Consider the following 14,225-nt stretch of genomic DNA (forward strand, 5'->3'; position numbering starts at 1 on the left):
TCTGATGTCCAGTAATCTCAGGAATACTTGACAATCCTGGGCCGGAAAGCGAGGATATGCCTGCGTTACCGCTCTAGGGAAAGCCTGCCATGGCCGCCGCTACCGCCCCCTCCGCGATCGCCTACCTCCGCACCAGCAGCGCGGCCAATGTCGAAGGCGACAGCAGCGCGCGCCAACGGGCGGCGATCGAGGCCTATGCCAAGCACGCGCGGTTGCGGATCGTCGGCGAGTGCTACGACGCGGCCGTGAGCGGTGCGGACCCCATCACCGAGCGGCCAGGCTTCGCAGCGCTCCTGGACAAGATCGAAGGCAACGGCGTCCGACTGGTCCTCATCGAAAGCGCAGACCGCTTCGCCCGCGACTTGCTGGTCCAGGAAACCGGCATCGCGATCTTGCAGCAGCGCGGCGTGCGCGTCGTCACGGCGAGCGGCGATGATCTGACAGACAGCAGCGACCCGGCCCGCGTGATGCTGCGGCAGGTGCTCGGCTCGTTTGCCCAGTTCGAGAAGGCGCGCGTTGTGCAGAAGCTGAAGGGCGCTCGCGACCGCGCCAGCCTCCAGGCCGGGCGCCGCGTGGAAGGCGCCAAGGCGACGATCACGGGGGATGCGCTGGCGACCCTGCGCCGGCTGCGGCGGCGGAACCCCGTGACGAAGGAAGTCCGGTCTCTGCGCGAGATTGCGGCGGCGATGGCGGAGGCTGGGCACGTCAGCCCGCGCACGGGGCGTCCCTACAGCCCGGAAGCGCTTCGGCTGGCGTTGGGTAGGGCGGCGCAGTAGCGGGCCGCCCGCGGTGGGAGGGGACCGCCCGCTTCCCGTAGAGAAGACGGGGCGCTGCGGTCCCCCTGCTGCGGCGCCTGCGGTGCGTCCACGGGCAAGCAGCCTCGTCAGCCTAGCGGCGTCCGTCGTCGGGCTGCCAGCGCCATCGCCTCCTCCTCGGCCACCCGGCGCCGCGTCGGCCCGTGCATCCAGTCCGGGTGAACCCGGCACAGGACGGCGATGATCTTGTTCGGCGTGGTCGCCACCGTCTCCGGATCGCCGCCGGCGGCAAGGTAGGCGTCGCGGATGCGGTGCCAGCCTGCGGGCTCTAGCGTGCCCTCTGCGCCGTTCTGCCGGTATGCCTGCCCCACCGCGAGGACGAGCTCCCGCGGCCAGGTCTCGAGCGTGTGGAAGGTGCGGACGGACATGCCGGGCAGGATAGCGCCCGGCGCCGGGCTTGGGTCAGGCTGCCGAGCGAGCGGGCAGGCCTGCGCCGATCGCGACCCCGGCCGTGAGGATCCACGCATCAAGCAGGGTGGCGTGGATGTCGAGCAATTCGAGGTCGGCCCGCAGGGCGGCGGCAACCTCCTCGCCGCTCTCCGCGATGATCACCGGCAGCTCGTCCCGCATGAACGCGACGCGCGCCTTGGAGCGGCGGAGTTCATCGCACCACGCCTTGACGGCTTCCGGGCTCAATCCGTTCTCGTCCATCCCGCGCTCCGATCCGACGGCAGTCTGATCCGGCTCCGGGTTATCACGACATCGTGTCGAAACGGATAACGAGGGCGCGAGGTCGCGGGGATGTGAGGGGGGCGACGGGCGGCCCTAGACGGCAAGGCCGCGCGCGGTCGCCGCCCTCCGCGCCCACTTCAGCAAGGCCAAGACGAACGAGATGAGCGGAGGCGGTAGCGCGACGTTGCCTGTGAACCAGTCTGCGAGGTGCGGATACCGCAGGTGCGCGACCTTGTAGCGGCCTGCCAGGGAAACGAACGGACGCGAGGTCGTAAACCCCCGCGGGCGCCATCTCAGGCCGTTGTGCTTCCAGCACTCGTCCAGCAAGGCGACCAGATCATGCCCGAATTTCTTGATCCTGGCGTGAGTGTATTGGGCAGGGTCGATGATCTGGAGAACGCACTTCAGGACGACTTCCAGGCCTTGCAGGTAGAGGTGCGCTACGACTTGCGGATGCCCGCCACTGCGCCGGAGAAGGATCGCCGCGAGGATGAAACTCTCGCCCTTCCGCAATGCCTGCGCTGCGAGGACCTGCCGGCCGCGCTGCGTGACGGTCGCGGCCTGCATGGTGGCCTTCAACTCGACGGTGCGAACCATGTGGTCTGTCGCCCTCGCCGTCCGGTCAATGTCCGGTTCGCTCAATTTCTCTTTTCGGAATGAATTCGCGCTCTGGCTTGATTTCCGTGGTGTGCCCGCGGGGATTCGAACCCCGGACCCCATGATTAAAAGTCACGTGCTCTACCGGCTGAGCTACGGGCACGCCGGATGCGGCGCCGGGGATCGCCCGGCGCCGGTCACATAGCCTCAGGCGGCGTCGGCCGCCACCTTGAGGCTCTTGATCCGGTCAGGTTCCGGGACCATGCCGGACATGCCGGCACCGCGCTTGATCTTGTCGATCGCGTCCATGCCCGCGGTGACCTGGCCCCAGATCGTGTACTGGCCATCGAGGCTCGGCGCCGGGGCGAACATGATGAAGAACTGGCTGTTCGCGCTGTTCGGGTCCGAGGTGCGCGCCATGCCGCAGGTGCCGCGCAGGAAGCGGGCCGTCTGCGGGCTGCTGAACTCGGCCTCGATGTCCGGCAGTTCGGAACCGCCGCGGCCGGTGCCCGTCGGGTCGCCGCCCTGCGCCATGAAGCCTTCGATCACGCGATGGAATGGCACGTTGTCGTAGAAGCCCTGCCGCGCCAGCGTCTTGATCTGCTCGACATGCTTCGGCGCCAGGTCGGGGCGCAGCGCGATGGTGACAGTGCCGTGCTCGATCTCGAGGATCAGCGTGTTCTCGGCATCGGCGGTGTTGGTGTCGGTCATGGGCGCGTCCTCAGCGGATATCGGCGGCGATGCGGGCGGTGCGGATGCGGTCGGGCCCCTGCACGATGCCGTTCGGCGGCGCGCCGCGCTTGATGCGGTCCACCGCCTCCATCCCCGACACGACGCGGCCCCAGATCGTGTACTGGCCATCGAGGCTCGGCGCCGGGGCGAACATGATGAAGAACTGGCTGTTCGCGCTGTTCGGGTCCGAAGTGCGCGCCGCGCCGACCACGCCGCGGATGAAGCGCGCGCGGGAGGGCGGGCTGAACTCGGCGGGCAGGTCCGGCAGGCTCGAGCCACGGGTGCCCGTGCCGGTCGGGTCGCCGCCCTGGGCCATGAAGCCCTCGATCACGCGATGGAACGGCGTGTTGTCGTAGAAGCCCTGGCGCGTCAGCGTCTTCACGCGTTCCACATGGCGGGGTGCCAGTTCCGGCAGCAGTTGGATCGTCACGCGCCCGGCCGGCAGTTCCAGGATCAGCGTGTTCTCGGGGTCGAGCGCCGGCTGCTGCGCCAGCGCCGGCGTGGCGGCGGCTGCGAGTGCGGCGCCGAGCAGCGTCCTGCGGTCCATGTCCCTTGTTCCCTTCATTCCTTCATCGCGCGCAGCTTGGCGGTGGTGCGCTCGAGCGTTGCCTTCGGCACGAAGCCGGAGATGTCGCCACCCAGCCGTGCGATTTCCTTCACGAGGCGGGAGGCGATGAACTGGTTGGTCTCCGACGCCATCAGGAAGACCGTCTCGATCTCCTGGTCCAGGCGCCGGTTCATGCCGACCATCTGGAATTCGTAGTCGAAGTCGGCGACGGCGCGCAGGCCGCGGACGATCATCCGCGCGCCGACTTCCCGCGCGTACTGCACGAGGAGCCCCTCGAAGGGGCGCACCTCGATGATCGTGCCGTTGCGCGCGGCGATCGCCGCCGTCTCGGCCCGCACCAGCTCGACCCGTTCCTCGAGGTCGAAGAGCGGCCCCTTGCCGATGTTGATCGCGACGCCGACGACGAGCCGATCCACCAGCCGCGCGGCGCGGCCGATGATGTCGAGATGCCCGTTGGTGACGGGGTCGAAGGTGCCCGGATAAAGGGCGACACGCTCAATCATCGGTTGCGGCCGTATCCTCGTCGTCGCCCTCGTCGGCCACCGGGAAGCAGGAGATCACCCGCTCCCCGTCCGACAGGCGCATCAGCATCACGCCCATGGCCTGGCGGCCGGTCAGGCGGACCGCATCCGCCTCGATGCGGATGAGCTGCCCGCCATCGGTCACGAGCATCAGGTGGTCACCGGCCCGGACTGGGAAGGTCGCCACCACCTCGCGCCCGGTGCGGGTCGAGAAGGAGATGCCGTTGATCCCCTGCCCGCCGCGCCCCGTCACGCGATACTCATGCGCGGAGGTCCGCTTGCCGAAGCCGCCATCCGTGACGGCGAGGAGGATTTCCTCGGCCTCCGCCAGTTCGTTGAAGCGCTCGGGCGTCAGCGAGATCTCCGCCGTCGCCTCCTCCGCTTCCTCGGGGGCGGCGGGGGCGGACGCCTCGGCCTCGTCCTCGGGCGCGCGGCGGCGCGCGGCGGCGGCCTTCAGGTAGGCGGCGCGTTCCTCGGCACTTGCCTCGACATGGCGCAGGACCGAAAGCGCGATGACGCTGTCCCCATCCGCGAGCCGGATGCCGCGCACGCCAGAGGATTCGCGTCCCGCGAAAAGCCGCAGCGTGTCCGGTTCCGCCTGGAAGCGGATGCACTTGCCTGCCCGCGTCGCGAGCAGCACGTCGTCCCCTTCCCGGCAGGTCGCGACGCCGACCAGGCTGTCGCCCTCGTCGAGCTTCATGGCGATCAGGCCGGCGGAGCGGACGTTGCGGAAATCCGACAGGCGGTTGCGGCGCACATTGCCCTGCACCGTCGCGAAGACGAGATGCAGGCCGTCCCAAAGGCTTTCGTCGAGCGGCAGGGGCAGGACGGCCGTGACCGTCTCCCCGTCCTGCAGGGCGAGCACCTGCCGCAGCGAGCGGCCTCGCCCGGTCGCGCCACCTTCCGGCAGTTGCCAGACCTTCTCGCGGAACGCGATGCCGCGGCTGGTGAAGAACAGCACGAACTGGTGCGTGTGCGCGACGAAGGACCGGATGACGACGTCATCGTCCCGCGTGCCGGCGCCGGTGCGCCCCTTCCCGCCACGCCCCTGCGCGCGGAAGGTGTCGAGCGGCGTCCGCTTCACGTACCCGTCGCGCGTCAGCGTCACCACCATGGTGCCTGGCTCGATCAGGCTCTCGTCGTCGACATCGGCGAGGCCGTCCACGATCTGCGTCATGCGCGGGGAGGCGATCTTCGCCCGCACCGCGAGCAGCTCGGCGGTCATCACCTCCATGCGGCGGATGCGGCTGCCGAGGATGTCGAGCAGGTCGCGGATCTTTTCCCCGACCTCGCCGAGCTCGCCGGTGATCTTCTCCCGCTCCAGCCCCGTCAGGCGCTGCAGGCGCAGCTCGAGGATGCCGCGGGCCTGTTCCTCGGTCAGGCGCACGGTGCCTTCCGGGGTGATGACGTTGCGGTGGTCGTCGACCAGTTCCAGCAGCACGCCCACATCGCCTGCGGGCCAGTCGCGCTCCATCAGCGCGACGCGCGCCGTCGCGGCGTCCGGACTCGCGCGGATGACGCGGATCACCTCGTCGATATTGGCGACCGCGATGGCAAGGCCGATCAGCAGGTGCCCGCGTTCGCGCGCCTTGGAGAGCCGATGGCGCGACCGGCGGAGGATCACCTCCTCCCGGAACCCGATGAAGGCCATCAGCGCGTCGCGCAGGCCCATCTGCTGCGGCCGGCCGTTGTGCAGCGCGAGGAAATTCACCGCGAAGGAGGTCTGCAGCTGCGTCATGCGATACAGCTGGTTCAGCACCACCTCCGCCGTCGCATCGCGCTTCAGCTCGATCACGATCCGCATGCCGGACCGGTCGCTCTCGTCCCGCAGGTCGGAAATGCCCTCGATCGCCTTGGCGCGCACCAGCTCGGCGATCTTCTCGAGCAGGCTCGACTTGTTGACTTGGTAGGGGATCTCGCTGACCGCGATCGCCTGGCGGCCGCCCTTCATCTCCTCGATCTCGGCGCGCGCGCGCAGCGGGATCGACCCGCGCCCCGTCTCGAAGGCGGCGCGGATGCCGGAGCGGCCGAGGATAAGCCCCGCGGTCGGGAAATCCGGCCCGGGGATGATCTTCATCAGTTCGTCGAGCGTGGCGTCCGGCTCCGCGATCAGCTTCAGCGTCGCGTCGATGACCTCGCCCGGATTGTGCGTCGGGATGTTCGTCGCCATGCCGACGGCGATACCGCCCGCGCCGTTGACCAACAGGTTCGGGAAAGCCGCGGGCAGGACGCGCGGTTCCTCCGCGCTCTCGTCGTAGTTCGGCTGGAAATCGACCGTGTCCTCGTCGATGCCTTCCAGCAGCGCCATGGCGGATGGCGCCAGGCGCGCCTCCGTGTAGCGCATCGCCGCCGGCGGATCACCGTCCACGCTGCCGAAATTACCCTGCCCGTCGATCAGCGGCACGCGCATCGAGAAGGGCTGCGCCATGCGCACCATGGCGTCGTAGATCGCCGCGTCGCCATGCGGGTGGTACTTGCCCATCACGTCGCCGGTCACGCGCGCGGACTTGCGGTACGGCTTGTCCGGCGTGAAGCCGCTTTCGTACATCGAGAACAGGATGCGGCGATGCACGGGCTTCAGCCCGTCCCGCGCATCCGGCAGGGCGCGCGAGACGATCACGCTCATCGCGTAGTCGAGGTAGGAGCGGCGCATCTCCTCCTCGAGCGCGACGGGCGTCGTGTCCTGGGGCGTCTCGCCGGGGCTGGTCGGATCGGTCACGCGGTGTGCTCGGAATTGTGGGTCACGCGGCGCGGCTGCGCTGGCGCCATAGGCCCCGCATGTCGCGCCGCGTCAACCGCGCTGCCTCAGAACGGGATCTCGTCGTCGAGGTCGGTCTTCTTGGAATCCCAGCCGCCCCCGCCGCCGCGGGACGCGCCGCCGCCGGAACGGGCGCCGCCGCCACCACCGCCGCCGCCGCCGGCCCCGCCGCCATAGCCGCCGGAGGCCGGGCGTTCGGCATAGCCGCCGCCCTCATCCGCGCCGGACCCGCCGCCACGGCCACCGACCAACTGCAACTCGCCGCGGTACTGGCGCAGCACGATCTCGGTCGTGTAGCGGTCCTGCCCGTCCTTGTCCTGCCACTTGCGGGTCTCGAGCTGGCCCTCGATGTAGACCTCGCTGCCCTTGCGCAGGTACTTCTCCGCCACCTCGCCGAGCCGGTCGTTGAAGATGGCGACGGAATGCCATTCCGTCCGCTCCTGCTGGTTTCCCTCGCGATCCTTGTATCGCTCGCTGGTTGCGAGGCGCAGGTTCACGACCTTCCCGCCGTTCTGGAAGTTCCGCACCTCCGGGTCGCGGCCGAGCCGCCCGAGGATGATGACCTTGTTGATGCCCGCCATGCCGCAGAATCCTGTCGTTTCGGCCTGGGAGACTACCCCGCCACCGTTGCGCGGCGCCAGACCGGGCGCATATATGGCGAGAACATCACCGGAACACCAGCGGCCGTCCTGGCCGCCCCGCCCGCGGAGCCCCCTGCCCCAATGACCGGCCATATCCGAATCCGTGGCGCGCGCCAGCACAACCTCAAGGACATCGACCTCGACATCCCCCGCGACACGCTGACGGTCGTCACGGGGCTTTCGGGGTCCGGCAAGTCCTCGCTCGCCTTCGACACGATCTACGCCGAGGGCCAACGCCGCTACGTCGAGTCGCTCTCGGCCTATGCGCGCCAGTTCCTGCAACTGATGCAGAAGCCGGACGTCGATTCGATCGAGGGGCTGAGCCCCGCCATCTCCATCGAGCAGAAGACGACGAGCCACAATCCGCGCTCGACCGTCGGCACGGTGACGGAAATCAACGACTACATGCGCCTGCTCTGGGCGCGCGCCGGCGTGCCCTATTCGCCCGCGACCGGCCTGCCGATCGAGGCGCAGACCGTCTCCCAGATGGTCGACCGCGTGATGGCGATGCCCGAAGGCACCCGCCTGCTGCTGCTCGCCCCGGTGGTGCGCGGCAAGAAGGGCGAATACCGCAAGGAGCTGGCCGAATGGCAGCGCCGCGGCTTCGAGCGCGTGAAGGTCAACGGCACCCTCGTGCAGATCGGCGAGGCGCCGAAGCTCGACAAGAAGCTGAAGCACGACATCGAGGTGGTGGTGGACCGCATCGTGGTGCGGGAGGGCATCGCCCAGCGGCTGGCGGATTCCTTCGAGACCGCGCTGGGGCTCGCCGACGGCATCGCCTATGCCGACAACGCGGACACGAACGAGCGCACCGTGTTCAGCGCGAAATTCGCCTGCCCCGTCTCCGGCTTCACGATCGAGGAGATCGAGCCGCGCCTCTTCTCCTTCAACTCGCCGCATGGCGCCTGCCCGGCCTGCGACGGGCTCGGCACGGAGTCCTTCTTCGACCCGCAGCTGGTTGTGCCGCAGGACGACGTCTCCCTGAAGGATGGCGCGATCGTACCGTGGACGGGGGCGCAATCGCCCTATTACGACCAGACGATCGAAAGCCTCGCGCGCCATTTCAAGCTGCCGCTGACCACCGCCTGGCAGGACATTCCAGCCGCGACCCGCAAGCAGATCCTGTTCGGCACCGGCGATGACGTCGTCACGCTCCGCTACAAGGACGGGCTGCGCGCCTATGAGGTGAAGAAGCCCTTCGAGGGCGTGATCCCGAACCTCGAGCGCCGCTTCAAGGAAACCGACAATCCCTGGGTGCGGGAGGATCTGTCGCGCTACCAGGCGGAGAAGCCCTGCGCCGCCTGCTCCGGCCATCGGCTCAAGCCGCAGGCGCTGTCGGTGAAGGTGGCGGGGAAGCATATCGGGGAGGTCTCCGACCTCTCGATCCGCCGCGCGCGGGAATGGTTCGCCTCGGTGATGGAGACGCTGACGCCGCAGCGGCAGGAGATCGCACGCCGCATCCTGCGTGAGATCGAGGAACGGCTGCAGTTCCTCGTCGATGTCGGGCTCGACTACCTGTCCCTCGGCCGCTCCTCCGCCACGCTCTCCGGCGGGGAATCGCAGCGCATCCGCCTCGCCTCCCAGATCGGCTCGGGGCTGACGGGCGTGCTCTATGTGCTGGACGAGCCTTCCATCGGCCTGCACCAGCGCGACAATGAAAGGCTGCTGACCACGCTGCGGCGGCTGCGGGACCTCGGCAACACCGTGCTCGTCGTCGAGCATGACGAGGACGCGATCCGCCAGGCGGACCACCTGGTCGACATCGGGCCCGCGGCCGGCAAGGGCGGCGGGCGCGTCATCGCCCAGGGCACGCCGGCCGAGGTCGCGGCCAATCCCGCGAGCCTGACCGGCCAGTACCTCTCCGGCCTCCGCCGCATCGAGGTGCCGGCCAAGCGCCGCAAGCCGGAGAAGAAGAAGCAGCTCCGCATCGTCGGCGCGAGCGGCAACAACCTGAAGGACCTGAGCGCCTCCATCCCGCTCGGCACTTTCACCTGCATCACCGGCGTCTCGGGTGGCGGCAAGTCCACGCTGGTGATCGAGACGCTCTACAAGGCCGCTGCGCGCCGGCTGATGGGCGCGGCGGAAGTGCCCGCGCCGCATGACCGGATCGAGGGGCTCGAGCATCTCGACAAGATCATCGACATCGACCAGTCGCCGATCGGCCGCACGCCGCGATCCAACCCCGCGACCTATACGGGCCTCTTCGCGCCCATCCGCGACTGGTTCGCCGAAATGCCCGACAGCCGCGCGCGCGGCTACAAGGCCGGCCGCTTCAGCTTCAACGTGAAGGGCGGCCGCTGCGAGGCCTGCCAGGGCGACGGCCTGATCAAGATCGAGATGCACTTCCTGCCCGACGTCTACGTCACCTGCGACACCTGCAAGGGCAAGCGCTACAATCGCGAGACGCTCGAGGTGAAGTTCCGCGGCAAGTCCATCGCCGACGTGCTCGACATGACGGTGGACGAAGGGGTGGAGTTCTTCTCCGCCGTGCCCTCCATCCGCGACAAGCTGACCGTGCTGCGCGACGTTGGCCTCGGATACATCCACCTTGGCCAGCAGGCGACGACGCTGTCGGGCGGCGAGGCGCAGCGCATCAAGCTGTCCAAGGAACTGTCCCGCCGCGCTACCGGCCGCACGCTCTACATCCTCGACGAGCCCACCACCGGCCTGCATTTCGAGGATGTGCGCAAGCTGCTGGAAGTGCTGCACGCGCTGGTCGAGCAGGGCAACACCGTCGTCGTCATCGAGCACAACCTCGAGGTCATCAAGACGGCCGACTGGGTGCTGGACCTCGGCCCGGAAGGCGGCGAAGGCGGCGGGCGGCTGGTCGCCGAAGGCACGCCGGAGGATGTGGCGGCGGTCCCGGAAAGCCATACCGGGCGCTTCCTCGCTCCCCTGCTGCACCGGGCGGACGCCGTCGTGGCGCCGAAGCGCAAGCGCGCGTGACGCCGTTCAGCCCGCCGCCTGCCGCCAGCGCAATGCCCTGACGATCATCAGCAGGCATCCGACGATCAGCAGCAGCCCGGCGAGCGCCAGCCCAGCGAGCGACACGATCCGGTTGGTCAGGCGGTCCAGCCCGAGGTCGGTCGTGACGAGTTGCGGCCGTGCCGGGTCCGCGACCGCCTGCACCGACCAATCGCCGGCATGCGGCTCGACGAAGGTGTAGGACAGCCGGCGCGTCCCGCTGCCATCCTTGCCGGTCCAGGCAAGCGTCACGTCGCAGGACTGGATCAGCATCAGGCGGCTGCGGCAGCGCCCCTCCACCACGCGCAGTCCCGCGATGGGGCGCGCCGCCTCCCGCACCGCGAGGTCGTCGCGGATTCCGGGCAGCTCGGATCCCACCATGGTGGCGATGCCGACGGAAAAGAGCAGCACGCCGAGCAGGCCGAGGATGCCCTGCTTCAGCGCGTCACGCCGGGTGGCGGGTGGGGCATGGGCCATGTGGCGTCTCCTTCCGCGCGGCTTCGCGTCACGGCCAGGGGAAGGGGATGTAGCCGTGCCCGCCGCGGCGCAGCGACGCCCAGGACGACAGCGGCATCTTGGGCAGCACGCCGAAGCTGTCGATGGCCAGCGGCGTCGGCTTCCAGGCCGCGAAGTCGCGCAGCCCGGGGATGAAGTTCTGCGAGATCTCATAGCCGCCATGCCATGCCAGCGGCCGGTTACTGGCCTGGCGCACCTGCGGGTCGGGATCCTCCATGACCGGAAAGCCACGCCCGTTCCAGGCCCTGAGCGTCTGGCGCACCACCACCCAGAACAGCGTGTCGGAGACCCCGAAATCCGGCGTGAGCGCGAGCTTCATCCGCGCGAGATGCTGGATGTCGGTGCCCGAATCCTCGCTCCGCCCGGCGATCTCGAGGAAGGTGCCGCTCGTCATCCACCAGGGCGAGGTCAGGTTCTCCCAATCCGGGATCGGCGCGCCCTTGGCGTTGATCGAGTGGCCGATGCGGATCAGCACCTCGCCCGGCCAGATCTTGACCTCCTGCGGGAAGGAAATGCCGCCGCGCGCGCTGCGCGTCGCAGGGTTCCAGCCCTGCGCGAAGGAGAGGTTCCGCGCCCCGGTCGCCCCCTGGAATTCCGAATCGTTCGCCGCCACCGCGCGCTCCTGCTCCGCTTCGCCGCGAGACCTCGCCTCGCCAGGCCCCGGCGGACAACGAAACCGTTCAGACCCGCCCGCGCCACCCCGCGATCATGACAGCGAGCCGCGCCGCGGCCCCCCGCGGCACCGCGACCGGGCGGCCCTGGGCAAGCCGCGCGAGGTCCCGCCGCGCCAGCACCGCCGGCAGCGCGGCCGCGATGACGGCGCGGGGCACGTCGCGGCGCGCCCCGCGGAGTGCCTCCAGCCCCTCGCCGGCAAGTGCCGCGACGAGCGCGCCGGCTGAATCGGGCGCCGCCACCAGCGCCTCCGCCTGCAGCCCCGCCGCCGCCAATCGGTCCCGCGGCAGCAGGCAGCGCCCCTGCCCCGCATGGGCCGCGACGCTGCGCAGCGCGCCCGCCAGGCCATAGGCCGCGCCCAGCGCGCGCAGCACCTCCGCCCGCTCCACCGTCGCGCCGAGCGCGAGGCCCGCCGCGGCCGACCAGCCGCCCGCCGTGCCGCGCAGCCAGGCGACGAAATCCTGCTCGGTCGCGATCCCTTCCTCCTCCGCCTCGATCTCCCGCGCCTCGACCATGGCGAGCAGGGCGGCGACGTCGAGCGCGCCATCCGCGATCGCCGCGTGCAGCGGCGCGGCGACCTCATGCCGGCGCGGCGGGCGCCCCGCGGCGGCGTCCTCGATCGCCTCCCGCCACCATTGCAGGCGGATCAGCGCGGCGACCGGGTTGGACGCGGCCTCCCGCGCGCGGGCGAGTTCGTGGTTCAGCGCGACCAGCGCGAACAGCGCCTCCCGCCGCTCCGGCGGCGCGAAGAGGCTGCACAGGAACCGATCAGGATCATGCATGCGCGCGAAGGCGCCGATGGGGGAAAGCGTCACGGCGCCGATATGCGGCCCCGCGCGGCCGGAAGGAAGCCCGCGCGCGGTTGACGGGCTTCCGGGCGCCGCCTACCTCGGCCGGGTGGCGCGGACCGCGCGTCGTGACGATCGGGAGACACCCCCATGGCCTTCAGCCTGCCCCCGCTGCCCTATGCCACCGCCGCGCTCGCCGCGAACGGCATGTGCCAGGAGACGCTCGAGCTCCACCACGGCAAGCACCACAACGCCTATGTCACCGCGCTGAACGGCCTGGTCGAGAGCAAGGGCCTCGCCGGCAAGTCGCTGGAAGCCATCTGCGCCGAGGCCGGCAAGCAGGGCGCCGACGGCCTGCCCGTGCTGAACCAGGCCGGCCAGCATTGGAACCACTGCCTGTTCTGGCAGGTGATGGCGCCGGGCGGCAGCCATGGCGAGAGCCTGCCCGCCGCGCTGGCCGCGAAGATCGACGCCGACCTCGGCGGCCTCGCGGCCTTCAAGGAAGCCTTCAAGACCGCCGGCGCCACGCAGTTCGGCTCGGGCTGGGCCTGGCTCGTGATCGGCGGCGACGGCAAGCTCAAGGTGACCAAGACGCCGAACGGCGCCAATCCGCTGAGCACCGGCGAAGGCCAGCCGATCCTCGGCTGCGACGTGTGGGAGCACGCCTATTACCTCGACTTCCGCAACGTGCGCCCGAACTACCTCGCGAACTTCCTGGACAAGCTCGTGAACTGGGAAGTGGTCGCCGGGCTGATGGCGAAGGGCGGGTTCACCGCCGGCCAGTCGGCCTGAAAACACGCGACGGGCCGGGCCCCTGCCCGGCCCCGCGGCCCCGCGGCCCGCCGATGCGCCTTGTATCCGGCGCATCGGCACCACTACCCTCCGGTTTCGCGGGCAGGCAGGCCCGCTGGATCGCGGAGGCAGCGCATGCGCCGGCTGGGCGCCACCTTCCTTGTGCTCGCCTCGCTCCTGGCCGCCCTTCCGGCTGCCGCGCAGGGCGACCATCGCCGGCTTTCGCAGCAGATCTCCGCACGCTTCGACGAACCCGCGCGGGTCGAGCGCGCCGACCGCCATGGCGCGATCACGCTGATCCGCGCCGAATTCACGACGCGCGCCAACAGCAACGAGCAATACCTGCTGATGGACCGCGCCGGGACCTTGCTGATGGTCGCGGCCGAGGCGGAACGCTTCGAAGGGGCCGTGCGCGCCGCCCTGGCCGCCCGCAACCCGGAGCCGGGCTTCTGGCCCGCGACCCAGGCGCTGCTGCCGGCACAGCCGGACGCCGACGGCGGGAGGACCTTCCGCTTCGCGATGCCGGTCACGGCCATGTGCCGGGCTTGCGAGACGATCGGCGTGGCGGAGGTCGGGCTGTCCTTCGATGCCGCGGGGAACTACCGCGGCGCGCGGCTGGTCAGGGTGGCGCCGCTCGGCCCCGGGGAGCGCTGGGACCGACCGCGACGCGGCGGGTAAAGCAGGTCCGACCAGCCGGGCACGGCTGATCGGATCGTCCCGTAGGGCCTCAGGCGCCCTTCGCGGCCGGCTCGTCGTTCGCGGCCTGCGGGCGGATCACGCTGGTGATCGTGCCGCGCACCAGGGTCACGCGGACGTTCGGCGCGATCTCGGCCTCGATTTCGTCCGAGCCTTCCTTGACCTTCGTGATCGTCGCGACGATGCCGCCCGCGGTCACCACGCGGTCATTGCGCTTGATGGCGGAGAGCATTTCCCGATGCTCCTTCATCTTCTTCTGCTGCGGGCGGATCAGCAGGAAGTAGAAGACGACGAAGATCAGGACCAGCGGCAGCAGCTGCATGACGATGCCCGCGCCGCCGGCGGCGGCATCCTGGGCGTGGGCGGTCGAGATCCCGAAAGGGGTCCACATCTGCAAGGCATCCATCTGGCTGGTAAGGGCGACGCAAACTAGCCACCGGCCCCCGCAGGTCAAGCGGCCGATCGGCGGGTTACGGACCGGAAGCGTTTCAGT

General features: G+C 70.0%; 16 protein-coding genes and 1 tRNA gene. 4 read left to right on the forward strand and 13 right to left on the reverse strand.

Annotated elements, in window-relative coordinates; genetic code table 11:
• The first annotated feature begins 89 nt into the window (after positions 1–89).
• On the forward strand, positions 90–776 hold the full coding sequence (locus J5Y09_RS04160; RefSeq protein ID WP_209350471.1) for a recombinase family protein: 687 nt from the start codon (positions 90–92) through the stop codon (positions 774–776).
• A 107-nt stretch (positions 777–883) separates the two neighbouring features.
• Here the strand turns inward: J5Y09_RS04160 and J5Y09_RS04165 are convergent, their stop codons facing one another.
• The 9 genes from J5Y09_RS04165 to ssb all read right to left on the reverse strand — a co-directional run bounded on the left by J5Y09_RS04165 (position 884) and on the right by ssb (position 7,244).
• Complete coding sequence (locus J5Y09_RS04165; RefSeq protein ID WP_209350472.1) at positions 884–1,183, reverse strand: hypothetical protein; 300 nt, start codon at positions 1,181–1,183, stop codon at positions 884–886.
• A 34-nt stretch (positions 1,184–1,217) separates the two neighbouring features.
• Positions 1,218–1,466 carry a hypothetical protein gene (locus tag J5Y09_RS04170; RefSeq protein ID WP_209350473.1) on the reverse strand — a complete coding sequence of 83 codons (249 nt, stop codon included), beginning with the start codon at positions 1,464–1,466 and terminating at the stop codon, positions 1,218–1,220.
• A gap of 114 nt (positions 1,467–1,580) precedes the next feature.
• Positions 1,581–2,084, reverse strand: a complete 504-nt coding sequence (locus J5Y09_RS04175; protein WP_209350474.1) for a hypothetical protein — start codon at positions 2,082–2,084, stop codon at positions 1,581–1,583.
• A gap of 87 nt (positions 2,085–2,171) precedes the next feature.
• Positions 2,172–2,247 (reverse strand) — tRNA-Lys (locus tag J5Y09_RS04180).
• A gap of 44 nt (positions 2,248–2,291) precedes the next feature.
• The gene (locus tag J5Y09_RS04185; protein WP_209350475.1) at positions 2,292–2,795 is read right to left on the reverse strand and encodes a peptidylprolyl isomerase; all 504 of its coding nucleotides are present in this window, start codon (positions 2,793–2,795) and stop codon (positions 2,292–2,294) included.
• A gap of 10 nt (positions 2,796–2,805) precedes the next feature.
• Positions 2,806–3,363 (reverse strand): peptidylprolyl isomerase, encoded by a 558-nt coding sequence (locus J5Y09_RS04190; protein ID WP_209350476.1) that lies wholly within the window; start codon positions 3,361–3,363, stop codon positions 2,806–2,808.
• A 14-nt stretch (positions 3,364–3,377) separates the two neighbouring features.
• Positions 3,378–3,887 (reverse strand): pantetheine-phosphate adenylyltransferase, encoded by a 510-nt coding sequence (gene coaD, locus J5Y09_RS04195; protein WP_209350477.1) that lies wholly within the window; start codon positions 3,885–3,887, stop codon positions 3,378–3,380.
• On the reverse strand, positions 3,880–6,624 hold the full coding sequence (gyrA, locus tag J5Y09_RS04200) for a DNA gyrase subunit A (RefSeq protein WP_342451405.1): 2,745 nt from the start codon (positions 6,622–6,624) through the stop codon (positions 3,880–3,882). The genes coaD and gyrA overlap by 8 nt, the downstream gene beginning before the upstream one ends.
• An 86-nt stretch (positions 6,625–6,710) precedes the next feature.
• Entirely contained in the window at positions 6,711–7,244 is a 534-nt protein-coding gene (gene ssb / locus J5Y09_RS04205) for a single-stranded DNA-binding protein (protein WP_209350478.1), read from the reverse strand.
• A 141-nt stretch (positions 7,245–7,385) separates the two neighbouring features.
• On the opposite strand from ssb, the gene uvrA reads away from it, so the two are divergent.
• On the forward strand, positions 7,386–10,250 hold the full coding sequence (gene uvrA / locus J5Y09_RS04210) for an excinuclease ABC subunit UvrA (RefSeq protein WP_209350479.1): 2,865 nt from the start codon (positions 7,386–7,388) through the stop codon (positions 10,248–10,250).
• A 6-nt stretch (positions 10,251–10,256) separates the two neighbouring features.
• Here the strand turns inward: uvrA and J5Y09_RS04215 are convergent, their stop codons facing one another.
• The 3 genes from J5Y09_RS04215 to J5Y09_RS04225 form a co-directional block, all read right to left on the reverse strand.
• Entirely contained in the window at positions 10,257–10,745 is a 489-nt protein-coding gene (locus J5Y09_RS04215) for a hypothetical protein (RefSeq protein WP_209350480.1), read from the reverse strand.
• Positions 10,746–10,773: 28 nt separating this feature from the next.
• Positions 10,774–11,397, reverse strand: coding sequence for a hypothetical protein (locus J5Y09_RS04220; protein WP_209350481.1), 624 nt, complete (start codon positions 11,395–11,397; stop codon positions 10,774–10,776).
• 67 nt (positions 11,398–11,464) lie between these two features.
• Positions 11,465–12,271, reverse strand: coding sequence for a squalene/phytoene synthase family protein (locus tag J5Y09_RS04225; RefSeq protein WP_342451406.1), 807 nt, complete (start codon positions 12,269–12,271; stop codon positions 11,465–11,467).
• A gap of 123 nt (positions 12,272–12,394) precedes the next feature.
• Between J5Y09_RS04225 and J5Y09_RS04230 the strand changes: the two genes are divergently transcribed.
• Complete coding sequence (locus tag J5Y09_RS04230) at positions 12,395–13,036, forward strand: superoxide dismutase (RefSeq protein ID WP_209350482.1); 642 nt, start codon at positions 12,395–12,397, stop codon at positions 13,034–13,036.
• A 135-nt stretch (positions 13,037–13,171) separates the two neighbouring features.
• Complete coding sequence (locus J5Y09_RS04235) at positions 13,172–13,714, forward strand: hypothetical protein (protein WP_209350483.1); 543 nt, start codon at positions 13,172–13,174, stop codon at positions 13,712–13,714.
• Positions 13,715–13,763: 49 nt separating this feature from the next.
• On the opposite strand, the gene yajC is transcribed toward J5Y09_RS04235, so the two are convergent.
• Positions 13,764–14,123: a preprotein translocase subunit YajC gene (yajC, locus tag J5Y09_RS04240; protein WP_209350484.1), complete on the reverse strand. Its 360-nt coding sequence runs from the start codon at positions 14,121–14,123 to the stop codon at positions 13,764–13,766.
• Positions 14,124–14,225 lie beyond the last annotated feature (102 nt).

The sequence above is a fragment of the Roseomonas nitratireducens genome (genome assembly GCF_017813355.1).
GTDB classification, from domain to species: domain Bacteria; phylum Pseudomonadota; class Alphaproteobacteria; order Acetobacterales; family Acetobacteraceae; genus Neoroseomonas; species Neoroseomonas nitratireducens.

Bases quoted from the DNA above. Each gene is read 5' to 3' on its own strand.
- J5Y09_RS04170 (WP_209350473.1), bottom strand. From the start codon at position 1,466: ATGGACGAGAACGGATTGAGCCCGGAAGCCGTCAAGGCGTGGTGCGAT.
- coaD (WP_209350477.1), bottom strand. From the start codon at position 3,887: ATGATTGAGCGTGTCGCCCTTTATCCGGGCACCTTCGACCCCGTCACC.
- J5Y09_RS04165 (WP_209350472.1), bottom strand. From the start codon at position 1,183: ATGTCCGTCCGCACCTTCCACACGCTCGAGACCTGGCCGCGGGAGCTC.
- J5Y09_RS04175 (WP_209350474.1), bottom strand. From the start codon at position 2,084: ATGGTTCGCACCGTCGAGTTGAAGGCCACCATGCAGGCCGCGACCGTC.
- J5Y09_RS04160 (WP_209350471.1), top strand. From the start codon at position 90: ATGGCCGCCGCTACCGCCCCCTCCGCGATCGCCTACCTCCGCACCAGC.
- J5Y09_RS04185 (WP_209350475.1), bottom strand. From the start codon at position 2,795: ATGACCGACACCAACACCGCCGATGCCGAGAACACGCTGATCCTCGAG.
- ssb (WP_209350478.1), bottom strand. From the start codon at position 7,244: ATGGCGGGCATCAACAAGGTCATCATCCTCGGGCGGCTCGGCCGCGAC.
- J5Y09_RS04190 (WP_209350476.1), bottom strand. From the start codon at position 3,363: ATGGACCGCAGGACGCTGCTCGGCGCCGCACTCGCAGCCGCCGCCACG.
- yajC (WP_209350484.1), bottom strand. From the start codon at position 14,123: ATGTGGACCCCTTTCGGGATCTCGACCGCCCACGCCCAGGATGCCGCC.
- J5Y09_RS04230 (WP_209350482.1), top strand. From the start codon at position 12,395: ATGGCCTTCAGCCTGCCCCCGCTGCCCTATGCCACCGCCGCGCTCGCC.
- J5Y09_RS04215 (WP_209350480.1), bottom strand. From the start codon at position 10,745: ATGGCCCATGCCCCACCCGCCACCCGGCGTGACGCGCTGAAGCAGGGC.
- uvrA (WP_209350479.1), top strand. From the start codon at position 7,386: ATGACCGGCCATATCCGAATCCGTGGCGCGCGCCAGCACAACCTCAAG.
- J5Y09_RS04235 (WP_209350483.1), top strand. From the start codon at position 13,172: ATGCGCCGGCTGGGCGCCACCTTCCTTGTGCTCGCCTCGCTCCTGGCC.